This is a genomic window from Promicromonospora sukumoe 327MFSha3.1 (assembly GCF_000385135.1).
GTDB classification, from domain to species: Bacteria; Actinomycetota; Actinomycetes; order Actinomycetales; family Cellulomonadaceae; genus Promicromonospora; species Promicromonospora sukumoe_B.
Genome location: NZ_ARQM01000010.1, coordinates 262,748 through 288,318 on the forward strand (window position 1 = coordinate 262,748; position 25,571 = coordinate 288,318).

Below are 25,571 nucleotides of genomic sequence, written 5' to 3' on the forward strand. Positions count from 1 at the left end.
CGTGAGCACCCAGCCCGAGAACGAGCGCATCGACATGCGGTGGGACGGCTGGGGCGACCCGGCCCGCGCGCACGGGCTGCCCGGCGGCGTGAAGCTCCTGCTCACCGCCGTGCTCGGCCGCACGCCCGCGCCGCCGCCCGGGCCGGACCTCGCCGACGTCACGATCAGCACCCCGCCCCTGCCGGCCGACGACCTCGCGGCGCTCGCCGCCGCCGTCGGGCCGGAGCACGTGGACGCCGGGCACGAGGCGCGGCTGCTGCACGCGGGCGGCAAGTCGACGCCCGACCTGCTGCGGCGCAGGCAGCCCGAGCAGGCGGCGCCGGGCGCCGTCGTCCGGCCGGGTTCCGAGGAGGACGTCGCCGCGGTGCTGGCGCTCGCGGCCGAGCGCGGGCTGGCGGTCGTGCCGTTCGGCGGCGGAACCGCCGTGACCGGCGGGCTGGCCCCGGACCCCGGGGCGCACCGCGGCGTCGTCAGCCTCGACCTGCGCCGGCTGACCGGGCTGGTCGCGCTCGACGAGGTCTCGCACGAGGCCACGTTCCACGCGGGGACGACGGCGCCCGCCGCCGAGGCCGCGCTCGCCGCGCACGGGTTCGAGCTCGGGCACTTCCCGCAGAGCTTCGAGTTCGCGACCCTCGGGGGGTTCGCGGCCATGCGGTCCTCCGGCCAGAACTCCGCGGGCTACGGGCGGTTCGACGCCATGGTCACGGGCCTGCGGGTGGTCACCCCCACGGGCACGCTCGACCTGGGCCGGGCGCCCGGCTCGGCCGCCGGCCCCGACCTGCTGCGCTGGTTCCTGGGCTCGGAGGGCAGGTTCGGCGTCATCACGCAGGTGCGGCTGCGCGTGCACCCCACGCCCGAGGCCCGGCTCATGGACGCGTGGACGTTCCGCGACTTCGCCGCGGGCGCCGACGCCCTGCGCCGCGTGGCGCAGCTCGGCACCGCGCCGACGGTGATCCGGCTGTCCGACGAGGAGGAGACCGCCGTCTCGCTGGCCCAGGTCGGCAACATCGGCAAGGCGCTGACCCGGGGCTGCTCCGCCGTCGTGCTGCACGAGGGGCCCGCCGACCTGGCCGCCGCGCGCCGCGAGGCCACCACGAGTGTGCTGCGCGAGGCGGGCGGGCGGCCCGCCGCCGGCAAGCTCGCCGAGTCCTGGGACCACGGCCGGTTCAAGGCGCCCTACCTGCGCGACGCCCTGCTCGGCGCGGGCGTCTTCTGCGAGACGCTGGAGACCGCCACGACCTGGTCGAACCTGGCCGCGCTCAAGGCCGCGGTCACCGCGGCGCTCGCAGAGGGGTTCGAGCGGGAGCACGCGAAGAACCGCATCCTGTGCCACATCTCGCACGTCTACCCGACGGGGGCGTCGCTCTACTTCACGGTGATCGCGGGCCTCGGCACCGACCCGCTGGAGCCCTGGGAACGGGTCAAGGCCGCGGTGAACGACGCGATCATGGCGACGGGCGGCACCATCAGCCACCACCACGGCGTCGGCGCGGACCACGCGCCCTGGCTGGAGCAGGAGATCGGGGCGACCGGCCTGCGGATGCTCCGCGCGGTGCGGGCCGAGCTGGACCCGGCCGGGATCATGAACCCGGGCGCGCTGCTCGCATGACCGCGCACCCCACCCCGCCTCCCGACGTGTCAGACGTACAGGTCACCCGGGTGACCCCTACGTCTGACACCTCCGGTAGGTTGCGCGCATGACCGATCAGACCGGGCACATCGCGGTGCTCGTGAACCCCGCCTCGGGGCACGGCGTGGGCGTCGACAGCGCGCGCGTCGCGGTCGAGCGGCTGCGCGCCCGCGGCGCCGACGTCCGGGTCCACCAGGGCGCCGACGAGCGCGAGACCGTCGCGCTGGGCCGGCTGGCCGTCGCCGAGCGGCCCGACGTCGTCGTCGTGGTCGGCGGGGACGGCACGGTCTCCTCCGTGCTGGGGCCGCTGCTGGAGTCAGGCATCCCGCTGGCCGTGGTCCCCGGCGGCACGGGCAACGACCTGGCCCGCGAGCACGGCATCCCCCTGGACGACGCCGCGGCCGCCGCCGACCTCGCGCTCGACGGCGCCCGCCGCCGCGTCGACACGGGCACCGTCACCGCCGACGACGGCACGGTGCGGCACTTCGTCACCGTCCTGTGCGCGGGCCTGGACTCGCTGACCAACGAGCGCACCAACCGCATGACCTGGCCCAAGGGGCCTGCCCGGTACCTGGCCGCGATCTACCTGGAGTGGCTGCGGCTGCGGCGGTTCGCCTACCGGCTGGAGCCGGCGGCCGCGCCCGCGCTGGAGCAGGACGGATACATGCTCGCGGTCGGCCTGACGCGCACCTACGGCGGCGGCGTGCCGATCTGCCCCGGCGCCGACCCGGCCGACGGGCTGCTCGACGTCACGCTGGTGCAGGCGATGGGCCGGTTCCGGCTGCTCGCGTTCGACTCCCTGATCAAGTCCGGCCGGCACGTCGAGCGGCCGGAGGTCACGACGCTGCGCACCCCCGCCGTCCGCCTGACGGCGCCCGTGGGCCTGGTCACGTACGCGGACGGCGAGCCGACTGGCCCGGTCCCGGTCACGATCGAGGCCCACCACAGGTCGCTGACCCTCTGCGTCCCGGTGTGAGCTGGTCCGACCGACCGGCCGGGTCTGGGGTCTGGCCCGGCCTGGTCCGGTCTGGCTCGGCTTGGTCCGGTCTGGCCCGGCCGGTCTGCCCGGTCTGTCCCAGGTCGCGGCCGGGCGTCTCCTTTGAGGCCTAAGTTTCTTCGCTTTGCCACGACTCAAAGCGAAGAAACTTAGGCCTCGAGGGAGATGGCCTCGAAGGGGATGGTCGGCGGCGGGGGTGGTCGACGGCGGGTCGGCCGACGGCGGGGCTGGTCGACAGCGAGCGTGGCCGACGACGCCGGACCAGTCCGACCCGGGCTGCGGGCGAGGTTCCTCTTTCGAGGCCTAAGTTTCTTCGCTTTGCGGTGCCCCAAAGCGAAGAAACTTAGACCTCGAAGGGGGATGGCATCGAAGGGGATTGTCGACGGCGATTGGGCCGACGGCGGGGATGGCCGACGGCGGCCGGGTCGGCGGGGTGCTCGATCGACGGCGGTGTGACCGGGGTCACCGGCCGTTCGTGTCACGTCCGACGGGCCCGCGGTGTCTGGATGGGATCACCCGTGTCGTGGAACGGAGCCCGATCATGTCCAGCACCCCGAACTCCAGCACCCCGCCGCGCCCCGTCAGCACCCGGGTCAGCGCCGAGCTGCCGCGCACCCTGACCAACCGCGCCATGGCCGCGTTCTCCCGGTGGCGGTACGGCGCCGTCCTCGACCCGCTCGTCGCCGTGGGGCACCACGGGAAGGTGACCCGCACCTACGCGCTCACCGAGCTCGGCGTCGGCGGCTGGAAGGCGCTCGACCCCGGCCTCAAGTCGCTGGCCGTCATGGCCGTGTCCGTCCAGATCGGCTGCACGTGGTGCGTGGACTTCGGCTACTTCGAGGCGCAGCATGACCACGTGGACCCCGCCAAGCTGCACGACGTGCCCGCGTGGCGGTCGAGCGAGCGCTTCACCGGCCTGGAGCGCGACGTGCTCGCCCTCGCGGAGGCCGCGACGGCGACCCCGCCGACCGTCGACGACGCCCTCGCCGCCCGCCTGACCGAGGCCCTGGGCGCCGAGGCGTTCACCGAGCTCGTCGCGATCGTGGCCGTGGAGAACCTCCGCAGTCGGATCAACGCCGCGATGGGCCTGACCGCGCAGGGGTTCAGCGACCGGTGCGAGGTGCCGATGTCCGGCCCGCTCGCCCAGGTGGGCGAGGCGTAGTGCCCGACGCCGACCTCGCGCTCCCGTTCACCGAGAACCGCCGCCTGCTGTTCACCGTCGCGTACGAGATGCTCGGCGCAGCGGCCGACGCCGAGGACGTGGTCCAGGAGGCGTGGCTGCGCTGGTCGGCCAAGGACCGCTCCGACGTCGACGACCCGCGGGCCTACCTGGTGCGCATCACGACCCGGCTCGCGCTGAACCGGCTCCGCACGCTCCGGAGGGCCCGCGAGACCTACGTCGGTCCGTGGCTGCCGGACCCGATCCTCACGACGCCCGACGCCGCCCTGCCCGTCGAGCGCGCCGAGGAGGTCTCGCTGGCCCTGCTCGTGGTGCTGGAGACGCTGTCGCCCGTGGAGCGCGCCGTGTTCGTGCTGCGCGAGGTGTTCGACCTGTCGTACCAGGAGATCGCCGACGTGCTCGACCGCGAGCCGGCCACCGTGCGACAGACCGCGCACCGCGCGCGGGAGCACGTGCGGGCGCGGCGTCCGCGGTACACGCCCGCCGGCCCGCAGCACGCGGAGGCCACGGAGCGGTTCCTGGCCGCGTGCTTCACCGGCGACGTCGCGGGCGTGCTCGCGGCGCTCGCCCCCGAGGTCGAGCTCGTGACCGACGGCGGCGGCGTCGTCCGCGCGGCCCGGCGGGTGATCCGGGGCGCCGACAAGGTCTCGCGCGCCCTGGTCGCCTTCGCCGGCGATGCGACCGTGGGCCGCATGGAGTGGGTGCCCGTGGAGATCAACGGGGCGCTCGGCATGCTCGCGCTGCTCGACGGCGAGCCCGCCATGGCGACCGTCGCCGAGTACGGCACGGGGGACCAGGGCGGCCTGCTGGCGCGCGTCATGGTGTTCCGCAACCCGGAGCGCCTGGCCGGGCTGCGTCGGCTGCGGGACTGATCCGGCTGCCGGGCCGAGCCCGGCAGCCGAGGATCAGATCCCCGTGAGGTCTCCCGCGACCAGGCTCAGCTCGCGGCGCGCGTGCGGCGGCACGACCTCACCGGGGATGCTGAGCCCCACGGCCCACGCCGTGTCGTCGCCGGGGCGGCGGGGCACGAGGTGGGCGGCGCAGGCGATGTCGTTGCGGAACTCGCCGTGCTCCTCGACGACGGCGTCGGGGCGCAGGCGGGCGAGCTGGGCGTCCAGCGAGGTCATGTCGGCGGCGGTGCGCGGCGTGAACTTGCGCATCCCGGCGTCGACCACCAGCTCGTGGCGCTCGCGGCGGGACATGCCGAGCAGGAGTGCCTTGCCGAGCGCGGTGGCGTGCGCGGAGACGTCGAGCCCGCGCTCCAGGTCCTCGATGTACGGGGAGCCCGGGGCCTCGGCGTAGTCGACGACGACCACGCGGCCCGCGCTGATACGTCCCAGGTAGGCGCTGTAGCCGCTGCTCTGCGCGAGGTGACGGAGCACCTCGCGGGTGTTGGGCCCCCGGCCGAGCGAGCCGAGCTGCTCGTAGAACCGGTGGCTGACCTGCTCGCCGACGTCGTAGGTGCCGTCCTTGAGCCGGGTGACGTACCCCTCGTAGGCCAGCGTGCGCACGAGGTGATACGTAGTGGAGAGGTTCAGCCCGCTGCGCCGCGCGATCGCCTTGACCGGCAGCCCGGGGAACCGGGTGACGACCTCGAGGACGCGGAAGGCGCGGGCAACGCTCTGTACCAGGTCGTCCGGGCGTTCCCGCTCGGAGTCCAGAGTCACGTGCCCCCCTTGCTCGTCGGTGGAGGCCGACGGTCCCTTTTTGCGACGAATATCGTAACCGGATGGGTATCGACAAGGTGGTGCGAGGGTGCGACAGTTGTCTGCCCTTGCAGACATGTTAGCCACGGGTGTGGCCGAGGTCACGGAACACGGTTGGGTTCACCCTGCGCGATCGAGGGCGACCGCACAGAGACGGTGGATCAATGAAAATACCTGAACCGGGTGATATCCGACAAGTGCCCCACGTGCGCGGGGCCGTGTCGGAGACCCGGTCGTGGCGACCCGCACCGTCCGCCGAGAGGGCCCGCCGTAGTGCTCGATGACATCCACAACACGCAGGACCGGGCCTGGCGCGGCACCCGTCCCCTGCGGCTCGGCGCGGTCTCGCGCCTGACACCGCTGGTAGAGGCCTCGGCCCTGCCCGACCCGCGTGCGCTCTACGACGAGCTCGAGAAGCAGTGGGGCGAGATCGCCCCGGTCGAGCTGGAACCCGGCGTGCCCGCCTGGCTCGTCATGGGGCAGCGGCGCGTCTTCGACATCATGCGCAACGAGCACGTGTTCGCCACCAACCCGCAGCTGTGGAACGGGCACGCGCGCGGCGGCCTGCCTCGGACCTCGGGCCTGCGCCCCGCCTTCACCTCGCAGCAGCGGTTCTCGGCCAACCACGCCGACGGCGCGCTGCGGCAGCGCCTGCGCGAGCCCCTCGACGACGCGTTCGAGCAGCTCTCCGAGCCGATCACCGCGGCCAAGGTGCGCTCCTTCTGCAACCTGCTCATCGACCGCTTCGAGGACCGGGGCCGCGCCGACCTGATGCTCGAGTACGCGTCGGTGATCCCGTTCCTCGTCATCGCCGACATGATCGGGTTCGACCCGGAGGACGGGCAGCACCTGTTCGACCTGACCCGGCGCGTCGCCGGGGGCGGCGCCGACGCCGCGCCCTCCGTGCACGAGGTGGACCGCATGCTCGGCGACCTCGTCGCGCTCCGCCGGGAGCACCCGCGCCGGGACCTCGCGAGCTCGCTGCTCGCCCACCCGGGCATGCGGGACGACGTCGAGGTCACCCACACCCTGCTCACCGTCGCCTACTCGGGCAACCTGACGCTGACCGCCTGGGTGGCCCAGACCCTGCTGCTCACCCTCACCGACGCCCGGTTCTCCGGGCGTCTGCACGGCGGCCGCATCGACCTGGACAGCGCCATGGACGAGGTGCTGTCGCGCTCCACGCCCACCATCCACAGCCTGCCCCGGTTCGCCCGCCAGGACGTCGTGCTCGACGACAAGCTCGTCGTCGCCGGCGACCCCCTGATCCTCGCGATCCACGCGGCCAACACCGACCCGCGCATGGACACCGGCGACCCGTGGGACCACGTGGGCAGCCGGGCGCACGTGTCGTTCGGCACCGGCCCGCACGCCTGCCCGGCCCCGCGCACCGCGCGCGTGATCGCCCGGATCGCCGTCGAGACCATCCTGCGCCGGCTCGACGTCGTGCTGCGCATCCCCGCCGCCGACGTCCGCTGGGACCCCACCCTGTGGATCCGCCAGCCCGTGAGCATCCCCGTCACCTTCCCCGTGCCCGTCGAGAAGGCCGGGCCCGAGACATAACACCGGGCCCCTGGGCAGGTGGTAGTGCCCGGCGGCGAGGTCCCGGCGGTAGGTTGCGGGGGTGAGCAAGGAGGGTCACATGCGCATCGGCGTACCGGACGACGGCGGGCCGCTCGTGCCCGCCACCCCCGCGACCACCGGCCGGCTGGTCGGCCTCGGCTACGAGGTCGCCGTCACGGCCGGCGCCGGGGCGAGGGCGGGCTTCCCCGACACGGCCTACGCGGCCGCGGGAGCCGCCGTCGTGCCCGACGCCGAGGCGTGGGCCGCCGACGTCGTGGTCGCCACGCGGGCGCCCGACGACCTGACCGCACCCGGACCGGCGGCCCTGCGCCCCGGGGCCGTGCTCGTCGCGCAGGTCGCGCCCGCCGCCCGGCCCGACCTGGTGCGCGCGCTCGCGGACCGCGGTGTCACCGCCCTGGCCCTGGACGCCGTGCCGCGCATCTCCCGGGCGCAGTCGCTCGACGTGCTCAGCGCGCTGTCGAACGTCGCCGGCTACCGGGCCGTCGTCGAGGCCGCCGCCGAGTTCGGCGGCATGTTCGCCGGGCAGGTCACCGCCGCGGGCACCACCCCGCCCGCGAACGTGTTCGTGATCGGGGCGGGCGTGGCCGGGCTCGCGGCCATCGGCGCGGCGGGCAGCCTCGGCGCGCAGGTGCGCGCCTTCGACGTGCGCCCCGAGGTGGCGGAGCAGATCGAGTCCATGGGCGCCACGGTGGTCCGGGCCGACGACGCCGCGCAGCAGGTCAGCGCCGACGGGTACGCGTCAGCGCTGACCGCCGACCAGGAGGCCGCGGCCCTGCGCGCGTACGCCGTCGAGACCGCCGGCGCGGACATCGTCGTCACCACTGCGCTCGTGCGCGGGACGGCGCCCACCACGATCACCGCCGAGATGGTCGCCGGCATGCGGCCCGGCAGCGTGATCGTCGACCTCGCGGCCCCGAGCGGCGGCAACTGCGAGCTGACGGTGCCTGGCGAGCGTGTGGTCAGCGACAACGGTGTCGTCGTGCTCGGGTACACCGACCTGCCCGACCGCATGCCCCGGCACACCTCGGAGCTGCTCGGCACCGCCGTGGCCAACCTGGTCCAGCTCGGCACGCCCGGGCGCGACGGCGTCCTGGCGCTCGACCCGGACGACGTCGTCGTGCGCGGCATGACCGTGGCGGCCGGCGGCGAGGTGCTGTGGCCTCCGCCCCCGGTGTCGGTGTCGGCGCCGCAGTCGCTGGTCGAGCCCTCGCTGGTCGAGCCTGTCGAGACCTCACCAGGGTCTCGACAAGCTCGACCGGCGGGGTCTGGGTCTCGACAAGCTCGACCGGCGGAGTCGGGGTCTCGACAAGCTCGACCAGCGAAGAGCGGGGTTCGACCGCCGAAAAGCGGGGCCCGGGCGCCGTTCGCCCGGACCGTGCTCCTCGGCCTCGCCGCCGTCCTGGCCGTGCTCGCCGTGGCCGCCTCACCGCCCGACCAGGCCGCGCACTTCACGGTGCTGGCCCTCGCCGTCGTCGTCGGGTTCTACGTGATCTCGCACGTCAGCCACGCCCTGCACACCCCGCTCATGTCCCAGACCAATGCGATCTCCGGGATCATCCTGGTGGGCGGGATGCTGCAGATCGGCTCGGCGGACCCGGTGGTGACCACGCTCGCCGTGCTGGCCTCGGCGGTGGCGAGCATCAACATCTTCGGCGGGTTCCTGGTGACCCACCGCATGCTCGGCATGTTCCACCACAGCCCCGCCGACGGGGGTGACCGATGAGCGTCGAGTCGATCGTCCAGGCGGTGTACCTGGTCGCGGCGGTGCTGTTCGTGCTGTCGCTGGCCGGGCTGTCGCGGCAGGAGAGCGCGCGCCGCGGCGTCCTGCTGGGCATGACCGGCATGGGGCTCGCGCTGGTCGCGACGATCGCGCTGGCGCTGGACCGCTCCGAGCGGCCCGTGGGCGTCACGGCCGGGCTGATCCTGCTCGTGCTGCTGGTGGGCGCGGCCGTCGGCACGTGGCGGGCGCGCACCGTCGAGATGACGCAGATGCCCGAGCTCATCGCGCTGCTCCACTCGTTCGTCGGCGCGGCCGCCGTGCTCGTGGGCTTCGGCTCCTACCTCTCCGAGCCCGCCACGAGCGGGGCGGACGCCGGCGCCGGCCAGACCGTCCACCTGGTCGAGGTGTTCCTCGGCGTGCTCATCGGCGCCGTGACGTTCACCGGCTCGGTGGTCGCGTTCGGCAAGCTGTCGGCCCGGCTGCGCTCGTCGCCGCTGCTGCTGCTGGGCCGCAACTGGCTCAACCTCGCCGCGCTCGTCGCCTGCGCGGGCCTGCTCTGGTGGTTCCTGGTGGCCGGCCCGGCCGGCCTGGTGCCGCTGCTGCTGATGACCGTGGTCGCGCTGGCCCTGGGCTGGCACCTGGTGGCGGCGATCGGCGGCGGCGACATGCCCGTCGTCGTCTCCATGCTGAACTCCTACTCGGGGTGGGCGGCCGCGGCCGCCGGGTTCATGCTGGGCAACGACCTGCTCATCATCACGGGCGCCCTGGTCGGCTCCTCGGGTGCGATCCTCAGCTACCTCATGTGCAGGGCGATGAACCGCTCGTTCGTCAGCGTGATCCTGGGCGGGTTCGGCGCCGAGACCCCGGCGGCCGCCGCGGGCGGCCCGGCCGAGCCGGGCACCTACCGGGAGACGACGGCGCTCGAGGTCGCCGACCGGCTGACCGCCGCCCGGTCGGTGATCGTGGTGCCGGGCTACGGCATGGCCGTGGCGAAGGCCCAGTACCCGGTGGCCGACCTCGTGTCCCGGCTCACCGCGCGCGGCACCACCGTGCGGTTCGGCATCCACCCCGTGGCCGGGCGGCTGCCCGGGCACATGAACGTGCTGCTCGCCGAGGCGAAGGTGCCCTACGACCAGGTGCTCGGCATGGACGAGATCAACGACGACTTCCCCGAGACCGACGTCGTGCTGGTGATCGGGGCCAACGACACCGTGAACCCGGCCGCCCAGGACGACCCGGCGTCGCCCATCGCGGGCATGCCCGTGCTGGAGGTGTGGCAGGCTCGCGAGGTCGTCGTCTTCAAGCGGTCCATGGCCACCGGGTACGCGGGTGTGCAGAACCCGCTGTTCTTCCGCGAGAACACCGCCATGCTCTTCGGCGACGCGAAGGAACAGGTGGAACTGATCGTCCAGGCGCTGTGATCCGCCGCGACCAGCACCTTTTGCATTCCGGTGGCTGTCTGTGGGTGAATTGACGGTGACGCGCTGACACCGCGCGGTAACGAGTTGGTATAAAGGGGCGCGCCAGGAAAGTCCGGCGTAGTCCCTCAGTGCGGAGGCCGAGTGTTGACACGCTCTCTCGTGACCGGAACGGCCGCGATCGTGGGGTTCCTGGTGCTTGTGGCGACCACGGAGCTCTTCTGGTTCGGGCCGCCCTCCGGCGCGCACAATGCCGGTGAGATCTTCGCCTCGATCGGCGGCGCCGCGCTGACCGTCCTCACCTGGGCGGTCGTCGGCTGGGGGGTCGCGCGGATCGCGCGGGCCCTGCGCCTGACACGGGTGTCCGTGCTGGTGGGCATGCTGGCGCCGGTCGGCGCGATCGTGGCCTTCACGCTCTCGGTCGAGCTCGACGCGTGGTCCACCGGGTTCGGCGTGCTGGCGTTCGCGTCGGCGTCGGCCGGTGTGCTGGTGACGATCCGCCGCCGCAGGTCGGCCGGGACCACCGCGCTGCCCGAGTCCAAGGGGCACCCTCCGGTGCGGATGGCCGCGTGAGCGACGTGCCGGTCGCGGTGATCGGCCCCGGCGCGATCGGCGGGCTGATGGCCGCGCTCCTGCAGCGCGCTGGGCACGACGTCACCGTCGTCGCCCGGGAGGCCACCGCCGCGCACATCGCCGAGCACGGTCTCGACGTCGTCTCCGACATGTTCGGTTCGTGGCACGCACCCCTGGCGGCGTCCACCACGGTGCCGCGCGGCGCCCAGGTGTTGGTCGCGGTCAAGGCGGACGGCGTGGCCGCGGCCGCCGACCTGCTGCGCGACGCCGACCCGGCCGAGGTGATCGCCCTGCTCAACGGCGTCGAGCACATGGCGGCGCTGCGCGCTGCGGCGCCCGGGGCGCGCGTCTTCGGCGCGACGATCGCCGGCCAGACGCGCCGCACCCCCGTGGGCGGGCCGGACCCGGCGACGGTCACGCACTCGTTCGACCTGCTGACCATCGTGGTGCCCGACGACGCCGCGGACCTCGGCCTGACCGCCGCCCTGCGGGACACCGGCGCGGTGCTGCGGACCGGCGGCACCGAGGCCGAGGTGCTCTGGAAGAAGCTGCGGTTCCTGGCGGCCCTGTCGCTGCTGACCTCGACGTGGAAGACCGGGATCGCCGACGCACTGGACCGCGACCCGGCGCTCACCGCCGCCCTGCTCGACGAGATCGCCGCCGTCGCCACGGCCGAGGGCGTGCCGTCGACCGGCGCGGAGCTGCGCACGCTGCTCGGCGGGATGCCGCCCCTGACGGTCGGTTCCCTGGAGGCCGACCTGTCGGCCGGGCGGCCCGGCGAGCTGGACGCGATCGGCGGCGCGATCCTGCGCGCGGGCGGTCGGCACGGCATCGACCTGCCGGTGCTCACGGCGGCGGTGGACCGGCTGGCGGCGTCGGTCGCCTGAGGGGCTGCCGGGCTGCCGGGTCGACGGACTGCCGGGTCGACGGACTGCCGGTCCGACGGGCTGCCGGGCCGACGTCGGCCGGCCCTGTTTCCGCGGGACCCCACTTTTTCGAGGCCTAAGTTTCTTCGCTTTGAGCTGGCTCAAAGCGAAGAAACTTAGGCCTCAAAGGGGAGGTCGACCAGCGGATGGGCGGCCGGGGTCAGCGGCCCGACCTCACCAGAAGCGGACCGGGAGCCGGTGTCGCGCGTACACGCTCTCGACCGCCGCCCTCACCTGGGCCGGGGTGCCGAGCCGGGCGTCGTCCAGCCCGAGCACTGCCAGCGTCGCGATGCCGTTGTGCTCGGACCACCAGGAGTCCAGCCCGCCGCGCATCTGCCGCAGCCGCCCGCGCGTGAGCCCCTGCGTCACGCCGCGCATGAGCACGCTGGAGGCCGGCGTCCCCATCGGGGCGGCGAACGCCGCGGGCAGCCGCCCGAGGTTGGAGGCCAGGCAGAGCGGCGCGGTGCCGTCGCGCGCCGCCATCTTGGCGACGGCGTCCGGCACCATCTGCATGAGCGGCTTGAGCGGGCCCAGGGTGTCCACCCGGGTGCCCGAGGTCAGGGCCGCGAACTCAGCCTTCGCGCGGGACCGGATCTGGGTCATGTCGGCGATCACGCCGGCCCGCTCGGGCGCGGGCGTCACCGTGGTGTCCACGGCGATGGACACGCCCGAGGTCGCGTTCGACCGCAGGTCGCCGGGCTCCCGCAGGCTCACGGGCAGCGAGACGCGCACCGGCATCCCGGCCGTCGCCGCGCCGGCGGCGAGCAGGATCTCCGTGCACACCGCGATGAGCAGGCTGTTCGCCGTCCCGCCCGCGGCGTGGGCCGCGCGGTGCCAGGTCGAGGCGTCGGTGTCGACGACGACGATCGGCGGGTGGGCGAGCTCGGCGTCGTCGGGGCGCGGGGCGGGCCGCGGCCGGTCCGCCGACTGCTGTGCCATGATCGGCGGCACCGAACCCTGCCGCGCCATCTTGCGCAGCCCGCCGACGGCGGCCCGCGCCTGGCTCGTCGCGTCGCGCAGGTCGGCCACGAGCCCGGTCCGGATCCGCTCGCCCTCCTTCGGCAGGCGACGGCCCGACGACGACGGCGCGCCCTCGGCGTACCCGCCCGCGAACGCCCCGCGCGCGGCGGCGCCGGCGACGGCGGCCTCGAAGGCGCCCACGTGCATCCCGCCGTCGGCCACGACGTGCGAGGTGACGAAGCTGAGCACGGTCCCGCCGCTGGTGGTCCGCGCCGCCGACAGCGCCCAGGTGGGGCCGGTCTCCGGGTCCAGGTTCACCTGCGCCTGCTGCTCGGCCCAGGCCAGCACCGCGGGCTCGGGCACGGGCGCGGAGCCGATGAGCAGGTCGGGCAGCCTGGTCGACGCCGACCAGCGGGCGCGGGCGCCCGGCAGGCGGCCCGGCCGCACCACGCGCTGCAGCGGGCCCTCGGCCAGGGCGCGGTGCAGGGCGCGCAGCGCGTCGACGTCGAGGGGCGCCGGGATGCGCCAGACGGTCTGGTTGACCACGGCCACCCCGAGCACCCGGCGGGTGCGCAGGAACAGGTCGTCGTCGTAGGTCAGGCGGTTGCTCGTCACGGGGGAGCGGGTCGTCGGCGGACTGTTCGGCGGGCTGGTCACTGGGCTGGTCAAGGGATCTCCGGTGCCGGGCTGGTGGGTAGGGTGCGCGCGTGCGTCATGTCTTTGCCCTGGTGGGCAGTCGAGGAGATGTCCAGCCGGCCCTCGCGGTCGCACTCGAGCTGCGGCGGCGCGGGCACGAGGTGGTGACCGGCGTGGCCCCCAACCTGGTGCCGCTGGCCGGCCGGCTCGGCCTGGACCCGGTGCCGCTGGGCATCGACTCCGCGGCCCTGCTGGGCTCGGACCTCGTGCGGCGCGACATGCGGTCGGCCCACCCGGTGCGGCGGGTGCGGGCGCTGCGCGCCGTGGCGTCGGCCGGCTGGGACGAGCTGCGCACCGGGCTGACGGCGCTGCTCGACGACGTGGGCGGCGCAGACACGGTGGTCACGGGCCTGCTGGGCCAGGAGGTGGCCGCGGCCGTCGCCGAGCGGCGCGGCCTGCGGATGGCCGCCCTGCACTACTGCCCGGTGCGGGCCAACGGCGTGGTCTCGCCCGTCAGCGGCGTGCGCGGCCCGCGCACCACCCGGGCGGTCTGGACGCTGGGGGAGCGGGTGCGCTGGGGCCTGACCCGCCGCGCCGAGAACGAGCAGCGCGCCGCGCTCGGGCTCGGCGGCACGCGCGTGCACCTGCCCACGCGGCTGCGCGACGCCGGGGCGGTCGAGGTCCAGGCCTACGACCCCGCGCTCGCGCCGGGGCTGGTCGACGAGTGGGGGCCGCGGCGTCCGCTCACGGGGTTCCTCGCGCTGGACGACGCCGCCCGGGCGCGGCTCGGAGAGGCCGGCTCGGCTTCCGGGGCCGACGGCGGCGGGGCGGGCGCCTCGGCGAGCCTCGACACCTGGCTCGACGACGGCGAGCCGCCCGTCTACGTGGGCTTCGGCTCCATGCCCGTGGCCGACCCGCGCGCCCTGCTCGCGGCCGTCGAGGCGGCCTGCGCCGAGCTCGGCGTGCGGGCCCTGGTCAGCGCGGGCTGGAACGACTTCTCCGGGTCGGACGGCGGGGCGGATCGCCCCGGTGCCGGGCCCGACGGCGCGGCGCGCGCCGCCGGGCCGGACCCCGAGCGGGTGCGCGTGGTCGGCGCCGTCGACCACGCGGCCGTGCTGCCCCGCTGCCGCGCCGCGGTGCACCACGGCGGAGCCGGCACGACGGCGGCCGCACTGCGCGCGGGCCTGCCCGCCGTCGTCGGCTGGTACTCCGCCGACCAGCCGATGTGGGGCGACCTGCTGCGCGGCACGGGCGTGGGCGTGGCCCGCCGGGCGAGCACGCTCACGCAGCCCGGAGTGCTCGCCGGGGCGCTTGCCGAGGTGCTCGACGAGGCCACCGCGGCCCGCGCCGCCACGCTCGGGGCGCGCCTGGTGCCCCCGGACCGGGCGGTCGCGGCGGCGGCCGACGCGGTGGAGGACGGGGCCTGAACCCCGCCCTCTCACCACGGCGCCGCCGGGAGCTTCCAGGCCTCGGCCTCGGCCAGCACCAGGCGGCGCAGGGTCGCGGCGTCGGCCACGCGGTCGGGGTCGAGGGCGGCGACGCTGAGCGTCGTCGTGCGGCCCACCGTGGTGCAGAACGCGACCAGCCCACCGCCCGCCGCGCGCAGCTCGGCGGCCGTCGCGCCCTGGTAGTGCGACAGGGTCGCGACGGAGCGCACCGCGGTGCCCGCCGCGTGGGTGTACCCCTCGGGCGGGCGGCCCAGGTTGGACGCGAGGGCCGCCGCGACCGGCGGCTGCGGCAGCCGGCTCACCAGGGTGTCGGGCAGCATCTGCACCAGCTCGAGCGGCACCGGGGCCAGCCCGGCCTCCGCCTGCCCGACGGCGGTGTAGGCCTCCTTGGCGGCGGCCCGCACCCAGCCGAGGTCGCGGTGGGCCAGGACGTCGGCCGGGATGGTGACCCGAGCGATCTTGGTCGAGTTGGCGCGCGGGTCGTCGGCGTCGCGGGTCGAGACGGGCAGCGCCACGGGCACGGGCTCGCCCGGGAACCGGCCGGTCGCGTGCACCAGGCGGGCGAGGAACGCCACGAACCAGGTGTTGGGCGTTCCGCCGTGCGCGGCCGCGGCCTGGGTCACCTGGTCCGAGGGCAGCTCGACGTGCAGTACGGGCGCGCGCCAGGCGGCGTCGTCGGCGGGCTGGGGTGCGGCCTGGGCGACGGCGGCGGGAACCGGTGCGCCCGGGCCGACCGGCTCCGCCGCGGTACCCGGAACGATCCCCGGCCCGTTCGGCGCACCCACCACCGCGGGCATGACCCGGGTGGCCGGCCCCGCCCCGGCGTGGCCGGCGACCCCGGCGGCCTCCCCGGCCTCCGGCGGGGGCGGCGGCACCGGCTCGTGCACCGTGCCCGCGGGTGCCCGCGTGCCCCCGATCTCGCGCGCGGCGGACTGCGCCCTCGCCCGCGCCTTGGCCCCCGCCCAGCGGCCGACGGCGGCGGCCTGCGCCGCGGCGTCGGCGGCGTCGGCGAGCAGGGCGCGGGTGCCGCGCTCGGGCGCGGGCACCACGATGGGCTCGGCGTTCGTGGCGGCGCGCACCACGGCGTCGATCAGCGCGGCACCGTCGGCGACGGCGTGCGCGCAGGTGAGCGAGACGACGCCCCCGACGACGGTCCCGGCGGCGCCGGTGCCGGCCCGCGCCACGACGTCCGCGGCGGAGATGCGCCAGGAGAGCCCGCGGGCCGGGTCGAGTGGCACGTCGGCCTGGGTCTGCGCCCAGTCGCCGAGGCGGTCCTCGGCCACGGCCGTGGTCTGCAGGTCCACCACCGGGAGGGTGCCGGCCGGCGCCCAGCGGTGCCGCGCGCCCGGCACGCGGGAGCGCACCACGCGCCGGTGCAGCGACCCCGCGGCGAGGCGTGCGCCCAGGTCACGCAGCCGGTCGGCGTCGAACGGGCCGTCCAGGCGCCACAGCACCTGGTTCACGGCCGGGCTCGTGGCGCCCTCGTGGCGGCGCAGGAACATGTCGTCGGCGAACTGCAGGCGCAGTGCGGGTGGCGGGTCCGTCACGCTCGTCTCCCGGGTCGGATACCGGTCCCGAGGGGACCGTGGGCTTCAGCATGTGACCATACCGGGCATTACGGGGGGACTAACTTTCACCCGGCGAATCCGGTATAAAGGTCGCCGCAAGGGGACCGCGGAACTCGTCCGACGTCGTGCTGGCCGTGCCCACAGACCGATCGAGGGACGCGCACGCATGGAATACACCGAGCTGTCGGCCTACGACCTGCCCGCCGGAACCGTGACGTCCTGGACGCCACGCGCCGACGCCGGGCGGTGGCAGCAGGACCCCCGCGCGCTGTCCCCGGGGCACGAGGCGCACCTGCGCGACTCCGCCCCCGGGTCCTGGATCGGGTCGGTGCTGCGCGTGCCCGGACCGTACGAGCCCGAGCCGCTGCGCCGCGCGATCCACGCCTGGGTGAGCCGGCACGAGGTGCTGCGCACCACCGTCACCCGCGACGCCGGCGCCGGCTGGCGGCGCGTGACCGCCCCCGCCGAGGCCGTCGCCATCCGCGACCTCGTGGTGGGCGACCTGAGCGCCGACCAGGTCACGGCGCTGCTGCCCAGCCTGCTCGCCGACGTCTCGCCGACCGCCTGGCCGCACTGCGTGCTGGCCACCGTGGTCCCCGCCGCCCCCGGTGACGGCAGCGGCCCGGCCGGCGACGACGGCTTCGTGCTCGCCTTCGGCGCCGACCACTCGGTCATGGACGCCTACTCCCAGCTCCTGTGGTTCGAGGAGATCGTCTCGCTGTACGACGCCGCCCGCCGCGGCGTGCCCGACGCCGAGCTCCGCACCCTCGAGGTGGGCTCCCACGTCGACTTCTCCGCCGACGACCGCAAGCTCGCCATGACGCTCGCCGCCGACGGCGAGCCCGTGCACCGCTGGCTCGACTTCCTCGGCGCCGACGCGACCTTCCCGCGCTACGGCACGGTCACCCGCCCCGCCGCCGACGCCGCCGAGGCGGGCCGCCCGCAGGCGTCCCGCTCGGCGTGGCTCGCCACCGTGGACCAGACCGACGACCTCAGCGCCCGCAGCCGCGCCCGCGGCGCCTCCGCCCAGTCGGGCGTGCTGGCCGCGTTCGCGCACGCCGCGCGCAAGGTGCACGGCCTGGACCGGCTCCGGTTCGTGCTGCCGATGCACACCCGCTACGCGCCGCAGCACGCCGCCGCCGTCGGCTGGTACGTGGGCCTGTGCCCCGTGGACCTCGACCTGACCGGCACCGACCCCCTGCTGCGGGAGGTCGACGGTCGCGGCGGCCCGGCCCGCATGGTCGACGGCGACGCCCTGACCACCGCCGTCGAGCGCGTGCACGCCGCGGTCGCGGCCGGCAAGCCCCTGGTGCGCTACTCGTTCGCGCGCATCGCCGAGCTGGGCGGCATCACCGACGGCCCCCACCTCGCCGTCTCGTACGTGGACACCCGCTTCGTGCCCGGCGCCGAGCGCTGGAGCGCCTGGGACGCCCGCACCCTCCGCAGCCCCGCGTACGGCACCGACGAGCTCTACCTCTGGTTCCTGCGCACGCACGACGGGCTGAACGTCTCCACCCGCTACCCCGACACCCCGGAGGCGCACTCCGCCATGGACGCTCTGATCGAGGAGCTGCGCGCCGGCTTCCGGGCCTTCGGCACCGCCGGCACGATCGGGGCGGTCGCATGATCCTGGGCGCCATGGGTACCTGGACCGCCCTCCCCGGGCGGGTGGTCCACCTGCGGCCGACGCCGGAGGCGCTCGCCGCCGCGCAGGCCGCCCCGGTGGACCCCGGCCCGCCGTCGTTCCTGCAGGGCGACCACCTGCGCGCCTACGCGGCGCGCCGCGCGTCCGGCGGCACGCACCGCGCCTGGACCGGCACCGCGACCCACCTCGACGGGCCGTTCGACGGCGCCGCGCTCGCCCGCGCCCTGACCCAATTCGTGCGGCGGCACGAGGGCCTGCGCACCTGGTTCGACGTCGACCCCTGCACCGACGGCGGCGCCCCGGTGCGGCACCTGGTGCCAGCGGACGTCGTCGGCTTCACGGCCGAGCCCGTGCCCGCCCTCTCGCCGGCCCCCGGCCTGTCCTGGGACGAGTGGGTCACCGGGCACCTCACCGCGACCTTCGACGCCGCGTGCCGCCCCGACTCCTGGGCGCCGTTCGCGCTCGGCGCCGTGGTGACCGACGACGGGTTCGGCCTGTTCTGGGGCTGCGACCACGCGTTCACCGACGGCGGGTCGCAGCTCATGGTGCTCAGCGAGATCGAGGAGCTGTACGCGGCGGAGCTCGCCGGCTCGGACGCGGACGCCGCCCGCGGGTCGAGCCTGTCGAGACCCGAACCGCCGCCCACCGTCGGCTCGTTCCTGGCGCACGCCAGCGCGGAGCACGAGCTCGCCGCGGCGACCCCGCCCGACGCGCCCCAGATCCAGGCCTGGTCCGCGGCCGTGACCGCGCACGCCGGCAAGCTGCCGCAGTTCGCGCTGGACCTGGGCCTGCCGCCCGGCGAGACCGCGCCCGTGAAGATCCGGTCGGCGACCCTGCTGGACGCCGCCGGCCTCGCCCGCATGGACGAGCTCGCCGCCGCGCACGGCGCCCGGTTCACCGGTGCGGTGTTCGCGGGGATCGCGCTCACGGACACCCGGCTGACCGGCGCGGACACGTGGTTCGGCGTGACCGTCGTCGGCACGCGCGGGCCCGGCTTCGAGACCGCCCAGGGCTGGCTGTGCAACTTCGCGCCAGTCACCTTCCCCGTGCCCGACGGCGCCGGCCCAGCGCCGTTCGACGCCGTCCTGCCGGTCGCGGACGCCGCGTTCCGCCAGGCCCGGAAGGCCGCCGAGGTGCCGGTGCACGCAGCGCTCGGCGTCATGCTCGCCGGCGGCGTGCTCGACCCGGCGTCGCTCGGCAGCCCGCAGCTCATCAGCTACCTCGACCTGCGGCGGTTCCCCGGCGTGGGCCGGCCCGCGTACGACAACGGCCTGCACTTCACGGGGGAGGGCCGCACCGCGAACGCGTCGCTGTGGGTCAACCGTGACCACGAGCGGCTGTACGTCGTCACGCAGACGCCGGACACCCCCGCGGCGCAGGCCGCCGTGGACCGCTACCTCGCCGAGCTGCGGGCCACGTTCGCGGCGGCGGTCGCCGCGCCGGGAGCGCCCGGCGCGGGCGACGCCGTCCGGGACGAGCGCCTGGAGGCGACCGGTGCGGGTCCTGTCGGCTGACCTCTGGGCGCCGGCGCCGGGCCAGGTGATCACCTGGGACGTCACGCCGCGCCCGGGATTCGTGCCGACGTCGGCCACACCCACCTACAACCAGCGCAACCACCTGCTGGGCGCTCACGCCGGCGAGCCGAGCGTGTGGATCACCGCCGCGTTCGACGTCGACGGGCCCGTGGACCGCGACGCGCTGGAGGCCGCGTTCCGCGACCTCGTGGCCGCCCACCCGGGCCTCCGGGTCGAGGCGGTCCGCCGGCCGGCCCCGCAGGCCGTGGGTCTGGTGCGGCACGATGCCGCCGGGCTGGCCTGGCACCGCCACGACGGCCCCGTCACCAGGACGGCCGACGACACCCGCGAGCACCTCGCAGCCGAGCTCTCCCGCCGGTGCGCACCGTTCGGCTACCCGGCGTTCCTGCCCGCCGCGGTCAGCCGCCCGGACCGGTCGACGGTCGTGCTCGGCATGGACCATCTGCACACCGACGCCTGGTCGACCACCGTCGTCGTCGACGAGCTGGCGGCCCGGTACGCGGAGCACGCGGGGGAGGGCGGCCCTGTCGGGCGCGGCGGCCCCGCAGAACTGCCCACCGCCGCCGGCCCGCCCTTCGTCGGCGCCGACGACCCGCGCCTGGCGACCTGGCACGGGTTCCTGCGCGACCGCGGCTGGGCGCTGCCCACGTTCCCGCTGCCCCTCGGCGTGCCCGACGGCAAGCGGGCGCCGCAGCGCACCGTCGTGCGCCCGCTGGCCGACGCCGCGACCGCGGACGCCGTCGCCGGGCGCGCCCGCTCGGCCGGCGCGTCGACGTCGGCGGCCGTGCTGGTCACCCTCGCCCGCGCCGTCGCGGACCTGGGCGGGCCCGCCACGCTGGAGACCCTGCTGCCAGTGCACACCCGCGGCGACGACGCCGCCCGCCGCGCCGTCGGCTGGCACACCACCACGGTGCCGCTGCGGATCGAGACCGGCGACGACGCCGACGGCGCGCTGGCCGCCACCGGCAAGGCCCTGCGGGCCGCGCGCGAGCTGGCCGCCGTGCCGCTCGAGCAGGTCGTCGAGACGCTGCCCGGCCCGCTGCGGTTCCCGCGCGTCGACATCTTCCAGGTGTCCTACCTGGACTACCGGCGGCTGCCCGGGCACGCGGCGTCCGCCGGGCGGGCCGCACACCACGTCTCGGCCGCGACCCGGGCCGACGACCTCCAGGTCTGGGTGTCCCGCACCGACGAGGGCATCGCGGTGCGCGCCCGCATGCCCCGCACCCCGACGGCGGTCGCCACGGTCGACGCCGTCCTGGCCCGCTGGTCGGAGCTGCTGACCACGCTCGCGGGCTGAGCCCGCCTCCGGGGCGTCCCGGGGCAGGGGGCATCGGGGGCGACGCGGCAAGCGGCGCCGTCCTACCCTGCCTGCATGGCTACCGACGACGTCCGCACGCTCACCGAGGCCCGGGCGGTCGCGGCCCTGACCAACCCGGCCCGTTCCCGCCTGTTCGACTCGCTGACCGCCGACGGGCCGGCCACGGCGTCGACCCTGGCGGAGCGCACGGGGCTGGCCGTCGGGAGCATCAGCCACCACATGCGGGTGCTGGCGTCCGCCGAGCTCGTCGAGGAGGCGCCGGAGCTGGCCCGGGACCGGCGCGAACGCTGGTGGCGGCGGGCTTCGCGGTCCATCACCTGGGGCCGGTCGACCCTGCCGCCGGACGCGGAGAGCCAGCGGCAGGCCGTGGCCGCCGAGGAGTTCATGCTGGCGCGCCAGGTCGAGCGCGCCCGCGCGTGGCTGGAGCGCTCCGAGCAGGACGACGAGTGGAGCCGGGCCGAGCTCTCGACCGACAGCTGGCTGCGCCTGACCCCCGGCGAGCTGGAGCAGCTGAGCGCCGAGATCAACGAGGTGGTGCTGCGCTGGAAGGAGCGGGGGCGCGCTGCGGCGTCGGACGAGAAGGCGGCCGAGGAGGGCGCCGAGCACGTCTTCTTGTTCGCGCGTGCTTTCCCGTCGCGCCCGTAGCCCCGCCCCGCCACGGTTCCACAATGACTGTTGTACAAGAGTGGTTGTACATATAGCCTGCTCGCATGACGACGTCGACCACGCCCGCCGAGCCCGCCGTTCCCCTGACGCGCAACCGGGCCTTCGGCCTCCTCTGGCTGGGGGAGGGCGTGAGCGTGGTCGGCAACGCGACGACGTCGGCCCTGCTGCCGCTGCTCGCGGTGACGCAGCTCGACGCGGGTCCGGCCTGGATGGGCCTGATCACCGCGGCCGCGTGGCTGCCCTGGCTGCTCATCGGGCTGCCCGTGGGCGCGTGGGTCGACCGGCTCCCGGCCCGGCCGGTGATGATCGTCGCCAACCTGGCCGCCGGCGTCTCGCTCGCGAGCGTGCCCGTGGCGTTCGTGCTCGGGGCCCTCACCCTGGTGCAGCTCACGGTGGTCGCCCTGGTGGGCGGGGTGAGCACCGTCTTCTTCCGTACGGCCTACCAGGTGTTCCTGCCCGAGGTGGTGCCGTCGGGCCAGCTCGAGGCGGCGAACGCGCGCCTGTTCGGCACCGAGTCCGCGGCGAACGTCGCCGGCCCCGGCCTGGGCGGCCTGCTGGCGCAGTGGCTGACGGCGGCGCTCGGGCTCGCGCTCGACGCCGCCACATTCCTGTGGTCGGCGGTGTGCCTGTGGCGCATCCGGGTCCCGAACCCGGCAGCCCGGCCCGCGGGCCCGGCCGAACCGCTCGCCGCACGCATCCGGGAGGGCGTCGACCTGGTCCGCCGGGACCGCTACCTCCCGTGGTTCGTGGGCATGGGCGGCGCGTCGAACTTCGGGCTCACCGGCTACGGGGCGCTCCTGGTGCTGTTCCTGGTGCGCGACCTCGGGCTCACGGAGGCCGGCGTCGGCGCGGTGCTCGCGCTGGCGGGCGCGGGCGGCGTCGTCGGCGCGGTCGCGGCCCCGTTCCTGAGCGCGCGGCTCGGCAGCGGGCGGGCCTCGACCGTGCTGCTCGTGGTCTCCGGGCCGACGGCGCTGCTCGTGGGCGCGGGCCTGCCGGGCTGGGGCGCGGCGATCAGCGGGGCCGGCGGGTTCCTGGTCGGCCTGTGCGTGGTCTCGGGCAACGTGGTCCGCAACGCGTGGCGCCTGCGCTACGTGCCCGCCGGGCTGCGCGGGCGTGTGATGACGGTGATGCAGGTGGTCAACTTCGGCACCATGCCGGTGGCCGGCGTCGTCGCGGGCTGGTTGGGCGGGGTGCTCGGGGTGCGCGAGACGATCCTGCTCATGGCGGCGGTGCACTGCCTCGCCACGTGGAGCGTGCTGGTCTCGCCGCTGGCGCGCCTCCGCGAGCTGCCCGAGGGCCCGCTGGGCGGCTGACCGGCTGCGCCGGTCAGGCAGACGAACGTAGGGGTGGTCGCACTCTCAGGGCTGAGAGTGCGACCACCCCTACGTTCGACTGCTTCCGCGCGACGGGAGCCGGCGGTCAGGCGCCGGCGGCGACCTTCTCCGCCGGGGCGAGCTGGGCCGCGTCGTAGTCGACGCCGCCGAGGCTCGGCATCATCGAGTTGAGCTGCGGCTTCCACTTCGCGTAGTCGGCGGGGAAGCAGCGCTCCAGCAGGCCGGTCATCGCGGCGACGGCGGTCGACGCGCCCGGGGAGGCGCCCAGCAGGCCGGCGATGGTGCCGTCGGCGGAGGCCACGACCTCGGTGCCGAACTCCAGCACGCCGCCCTTGCCCTTGACCCACTTGATGACCTGGACGCGCTGGCCCGCGGTGATCTTCTCCCAGTCGGCCGGCTGCGCCGTCGGCATGAAGCGCTGCAGCTCGTGGAACTTGGTCTCCGGGGCGGCCGCGACCTGGCCGACGAGGTAGCCGGTGAGGTCGAGGTTCTTCACGCCGGCGCCGAGCATCGAGAACACGTTGTGCAGGCGCAGCGACGTGATCAGGCCCAGGTACTTGCCCTTCTTGAGGTACTTGGGGCTGAACCCGGCGTACGGGCCGAACATCAGGTAGCTCTTGCCGTCCACGATGCGCGTGTCCAGGTGCGGCACGGACATCGGCGGTGCGCCGACGTCGGCCTTGCCGTAGACCTTGGCGTTGTGCTGGGCCACGATCTCCGGGTTCGCGGTGCGCAGGAACTCGCCCGAGATCGGGAAGCCGCCGTACCCGCGGGCCTCCTTGATGCCCGAGGCCTGCAGCAGCGGCAGCGCGCCACCGCCCGCGCCGACGAAGACGAACTTCGCGGTCACGGTGCGGCGCCGGGTGCCGGCGTTCCAGGAGCGGTCGTTCAGGGTGAGGCGCCAGCGGCCGTCCCGCAGCTTCTTGAGGCCGCGCACCTCGTGGTTCACGTGCAGCTCGGTGTTGCCCGAGGTGGCGAAGCCGATCAGCTTCTTGGTGAGCGCGCCGAAGTCGACGTCGGTGCCCGCCGCGGCGCGCGTGGCGGCGATGGGCTCGTCGGCGTCACGGTCCAGCGTCATCAGCGGGGCCCACGTGCCGATGACGGCGGGGTCGGAGCTGAACTCCATGTCGCGGAACAGCGGGTGGGCGCTCAGCGCGTCGAAGCGGCGGCGCAGGAAGTCCACGTTGTCGGCCCCGCGCACGAACGTCATGTGCGGCGTGGGGTTGATGAAGTCGGTGCCCTCCATCAGACCGGCGGTGAGCAGGTGGTTCCAGAACTCGCGGGAGGTGTGGAACTGCTCGTTGATCTTCACCGCCTTGGAGATGTCGACGGAGCCGTCCTTGCGCTCCGGGGTGTAGTTCAGCTCGCAGAGGGCGGCGTGGCCGGTGCCCGCGTTGTTCCACGGGTTCGACGACTCGAGGGCCACCTCGTCGAGGCGCTCGTAGATCCCGACACGCCAGGTCGGCTCGAGGATCGTGAGCAGCGCGCCGAGGGTGGCGCTCATGATCCCTCCGCCGATCAGCGCGACGTCGACCTCTTCGGAGGGACGAGGGGCTGTCTGGAGGTAAGAAGTCACGCTCAGAAAGATAGCGCGCTTGTGAAAAGAGGAACGAGCGCTGTGGCATGAATCACGTGATGTGTCCCGTGACCTCGCTCACGGTATGGGCGCGGGTGGCGGCGTCGGCGCGCGGGCCGGCTCAGCGGACCGCCTGCGGGGCGAGCACGGACAGCAGCCGCAGCTTCTCGTGGCTCTCGCTGCCGGGCAGGGCCGTGTAGACGAGCAGCCGGTGCGACTGGTCCGGGTCGAGCAGGGACTGGCACGTCAGCTCCAGCGCGCCGACCTCGGGGTGCACGAAGTGCTTGACCTCGTTGGGGCGGACGCCGATCTCGTGGTCCTCCCACACCCGGCGGAACTCCTCGCTGCGGGCCAGGAGCAGCTCCGCGTAGTGCGCCGCGCGCGAGCCCGGCCCGCGGACGGTCGCGACCTGCCGCAGGCCCGACGCGAACATGCGGGTCAGGAACTCGTGCTCCTCCAGCGCGTAGAGCTCGCGCGTGGCGGGGTCGGTGAACCAGCGGAAGCCGATGCTGCGCTCCGGCCCGGTGAAGCAGGTGGTCTCCCCGGTCAGCGCGACGCCCATCGGCGTCTGGCGCAGGGTCTCGCCCAGCTCGGTGACGATCTCCGCGGGCGTGTCGTCGAGGCGGTCCAGGATGCGCAGCAGCCCGGGGCTGATGTGCTCGCTGGTGGTGCCGCGCACCGGCGGCTGGTGCCCGGCCAGGCGGAACAGGTGGTCGCGCTCGTCGAGCGACAGGTGCAGCCCCTGTGCGATCGAGGCGATCATCTGCTCCGACGGGTGCGGCCCGCGCTCCCGCTCGAGGCGCGAGTAGTAGTCGGTCGACATGTTGCACAGCACCGCGACCTCCTCGCGGCGCAGCCCGCTCGTCCGGCGGCGTTGTCCGCGCGGCATCCCGACGTCCTCGGGCTGCAGCAGCTCGCGGCGTCGGCGGAGGAACTCCGCCAGCCCCGTGCGATCGATCACGATGCCCCCTCGTGTTGAGTCCCGCTCTTTCTGCCCCGTGTCTTTCTACCCCGTGTCCGACGGCGGAGCCACGGCCCGCCGATCCCCCTCTACGGAGCCGACCCGTGACCCGGCGAGCCTGTGATCGGCAGGCCCTGGATAGGTCCCGGCGGGCCGCCGAGGATCGGGTTTGACGTCGCCACCACGAAGT

20 protein-coding genes are annotated in these 25,571 nt (G+C 75.2%); 15 read left to right on the forward strand and 5 right to left on the reverse strand.

Annotated elements, in window-relative coordinates; genetic code table 11:
* Position 1 precedes the first annotated feature (1 nt).
* From H291_RS0104850 to sigJ, 4 genes are all read left to right on the forward strand, one after another.
* Positions 2 to 1,609 carry an FAD-binding oxidoreductase gene (locus H291_RS0104850; RefSeq protein WP_020013852.1) on the forward strand — a complete coding sequence of 536 codons (1,608 nt, stop codon included), beginning with the start codon at positions 2 to 4 and terminating at the stop codon, positions 1,607 to 1,609.
* 88 nt (positions 1,610 to 1,697) lie between these two features.
* Entirely contained in the window at positions 1,698 to 2,606 is a 909-nt protein-coding gene (locus H291_RS0104855; protein WP_020013853.1) for a diacylglycerol kinase family protein, read from the forward strand.
* 562 nt (positions 2,607 to 3,168) lie between these two features.
* Positions 3,169 to 3,789 carry a carboxymuconolactone decarboxylase family protein gene (locus H291_RS0104860; RefSeq protein WP_084468049.1) on the forward strand — a complete coding sequence of 207 codons (621 nt, stop codon included), beginning with the start codon at positions 3,169 to 3,171 and terminating at the stop codon, positions 3,787 to 3,789.
* Positions 3,789 to 4,679 (forward strand): RNA polymerase sigma factor SigJ, encoded by an 891-nt coding sequence (gene sigJ, locus H291_RS0104865; protein ID WP_020013855.1) that lies wholly within the window; start codon positions 3,789 to 3,791, stop codon positions 4,677 to 4,679. Before H291_RS0104860 ends, sigJ begins: the two co-directional genes overlap by 1 nt.
* A gap of 33 nt (positions 4,680 to 4,712) precedes the next feature.
* On the opposite strand, the gene H291_RS28700 is transcribed toward sigJ, so the two are convergent.
* Positions 4,713 to 5,474, reverse strand: coding sequence for an IclR family transcriptional regulator (locus H291_RS28700; RefSeq protein ID WP_020013856.1), 762 nt, complete (start codon positions 5,472 to 5,474; stop codon positions 4,713 to 4,715).
* 312 nt (positions 5,475 to 5,786) lie between these two features.
* On the opposite strand from H291_RS28700, the gene H291_RS28705 reads away from it, so the two are divergent.
* The 5 genes from H291_RS28705 (at position 5,787) to H291_RS0104895 (ending at position 11,695) form a co-directional block, all read left to right on the forward strand.
* Positions 5,787 to 7,076: a cytochrome P450 gene (locus tag H291_RS28705; protein ID WP_020013857.1), complete on the forward strand. Its 1,290-nt coding sequence runs from the start codon at positions 5,787 to 5,789 to the stop codon at positions 7,074 to 7,076.
* 79 nt (positions 7,077 to 7,155) lie between these two features.
* A complete protein-coding gene (locus tag H291_RS0104880; protein WP_020013858.1) occupies positions 7,156 to 8,820 on the forward strand; it encodes a Re/Si-specific NAD(P)(+) transhydrogenase subunit alpha in 1,665 nt (554 codons plus the stop codon).
* Positions 8,817 to 10,238, forward strand: a complete 1,422-nt coding sequence (pntB, locus tag H291_RS0104885) for a Re/Si-specific NAD(P)(+) transhydrogenase subunit beta (protein WP_020013859.1) — start codon at positions 8,817 to 8,819, stop codon at positions 10,236 to 10,238. Before H291_RS0104880 ends, pntB begins: the two co-directional genes overlap by 4 nt.
* A gap of 159 nt (positions 10,239 to 10,397) precedes the next feature.
* Positions 10,398 to 10,808: a hypothetical protein gene (locus tag H291_RS0104890; RefSeq protein WP_020013860.1), complete on the forward strand. Its 411-nt coding sequence runs from the start codon at positions 10,398 to 10,400 to the stop codon at positions 10,806 to 10,808.
* A complete protein-coding gene (locus tag H291_RS0104895) occupies positions 10,805 to 11,695 on the forward strand; it encodes a ketopantoate reductase family protein (RefSeq protein ID WP_020013861.1) in 891 nt (296 codons plus the stop codon). Before H291_RS0104890 ends, H291_RS0104895 begins: the two co-directional genes overlap by 4 nt.
* 213 nt (positions 11,696 to 11,908) lie before the next feature.
* Here the strand turns inward: H291_RS0104895 and H291_RS0104900 are convergent, their stop codons facing one another.
* Positions 11,909 to 13,309 (reverse strand): hypothetical protein, encoded by a 1,401-nt coding sequence (locus H291_RS0104900; protein ID WP_020013862.1) that lies wholly within the window; start codon positions 13,307 to 13,309, stop codon positions 11,909 to 11,911.
* Between the two features lie 92 nt (positions 13,310 to 13,401).
* On the opposite strand from H291_RS0104900, the gene H291_RS0104905 reads away from it, so the two are divergent.
* Positions 13,402 to 14,757 (forward strand): glycosyltransferase, encoded by a 1,356-nt coding sequence (locus H291_RS0104905; protein WP_026365406.1) that lies wholly within the window; start codon positions 13,402 to 13,404, stop codon positions 14,755 to 14,757.
* A gap of 11 nt (positions 14,758 to 14,768) precedes the next feature.
* On the opposite strand, the gene H291_RS0104910 is transcribed toward H291_RS0104905, so the two are convergent.
* A complete protein-coding gene (locus tag H291_RS0104910) occupies positions 14,769 to 16,325 on the reverse strand; it encodes a hypothetical protein (protein ID WP_020013864.1) in 1,557 nt (518 codons plus the stop codon).
* A 187-nt stretch (positions 16,326 to 16,512) separates the two neighbouring features.
* On the opposite strand from H291_RS0104910, the gene H291_RS28710 reads away from it, so the two are divergent.
* The 5 genes from H291_RS28710 (at position 16,513) to H291_RS0104935 (ending at position 22,823) form a co-directional block, all read left to right on the forward strand.
* A complete protein-coding gene (locus H291_RS28710; RefSeq protein ID WP_020013865.1) occupies positions 16,513 to 17,973 on the forward strand; it encodes a condensation domain-containing protein in 1,461 nt (486 codons plus the stop codon).
* Positions 17,974 to 17,984: 11 nt separating this feature from the next.
* Positions 17,985 to 19,505 carry a hypothetical protein gene (locus H291_RS28715; RefSeq protein ID WP_198012403.1) on the forward strand — a complete coding sequence of 507 codons (1,521 nt, stop codon included), beginning with the start codon at positions 17,985 to 17,987 and terminating at the stop codon, positions 19,503 to 19,505.
* The gene (locus H291_RS28720; RefSeq protein WP_020013867.1) at positions 19,486 to 20,823 is read left to right on the forward strand and encodes a hypothetical protein; all 1,338 of its coding nucleotides are present in this window, start codon (positions 19,486 to 19,488) and stop codon (positions 20,821 to 20,823) included. The genes H291_RS28715 and H291_RS28720 overlap by 20 nt, the downstream gene beginning before the upstream one ends.
* Positions 20,824 to 20,898: 75 nt before the next feature.
* Entirely contained in the window at positions 20,899 to 21,489 is a 591-nt protein-coding gene (locus H291_RS0104930; protein WP_020013868.1) for a winged helix-turn-helix domain-containing protein, read from the forward strand.
* A 65-nt stretch (positions 21,490 to 21,554) separates the two neighbouring features.
* On the forward strand, positions 21,555 to 22,823 hold the full coding sequence (locus H291_RS0104935) for an MFS transporter (protein WP_020013869.1): 1,269 nt from the start codon (positions 21,555 to 21,557) through the stop codon (positions 22,821 to 22,823).
* Between the two features lie 106 nt (positions 22,824 to 22,929).
* On the opposite strand, the gene mqo is transcribed toward H291_RS0104935, so the two are convergent.
* Positions 22,930 to 24,420 carry a malate dehydrogenase (quinone) gene (mqo, locus tag H291_RS0104940; RefSeq protein ID WP_051109381.1) on the reverse strand — a complete coding sequence of 497 codons (1,491 nt, stop codon included), beginning with the start codon at positions 24,418 to 24,420 and terminating at the stop codon, positions 22,930 to 22,932.
* 121 nt (positions 24,421 to 24,541) lie between these two features.
* Positions 24,542 to 25,381, reverse strand: coding sequence for a helix-turn-helix transcriptional regulator (locus H291_RS0104945; protein ID WP_020013871.1), 840 nt, complete (start codon positions 25,379 to 25,381; stop codon positions 24,542 to 24,544).
* Between the last annotated feature and the right edge of the window lie 190 nt (positions 25,382 to 25,571).

Coding starts and splice junctions, on each gene's coding strand:
- H291_RS0104880 (WP_020013858.1), top strand. CDS start 7,156: ATGCGCATCGGCGTACCGGACGACGGCGGGCCGCTCGTGCCCGCCACC.
- H291_RS0104855 (WP_020013853.1), top strand. CDS start 1,698: ATGACCGATCAGACCGGGCACATCGCGGTGCTCGTGAACCCCGCCTCG.
- H291_RS28715 (WP_198012403.1), top strand. CDS start 17,985: ATGGGTACCTGGACCGCCCTCCCCGGGCGGGTGGTCCACCTGCGGCCG.
- pntB (WP_020013859.1), top strand. CDS start 8,817: ATGAGCGTCGAGTCGATCGTCCAGGCGGTGTACCTGGTCGCGGCGGTG.
- H291_RS28710 (WP_020013865.1), top strand. CDS start 16,513: ATGGAATACACCGAGCTGTCGGCCTACGACCTGCCCGCCGGAACCGTG.
- H291_RS0104930 (WP_020013868.1), top strand. CDS start 20,899: ATGGCTACCGACGACGTCCGCACGCTCACCGAGGCCCGGGCGGTCGCG.
- H291_RS0104935 (WP_020013869.1), top strand. CDS start 21,555: ATGACGACGTCGACCACGCCCGCCGAGCCCGCCGTTCCCCTGACGCGC.
- H291_RS0104860 (WP_084468049.1), top strand. CDS start 3,169: ATGTCCAGCACCCCGAACTCCAGCACCCCGCCGCGCCCCGTCAGCACC.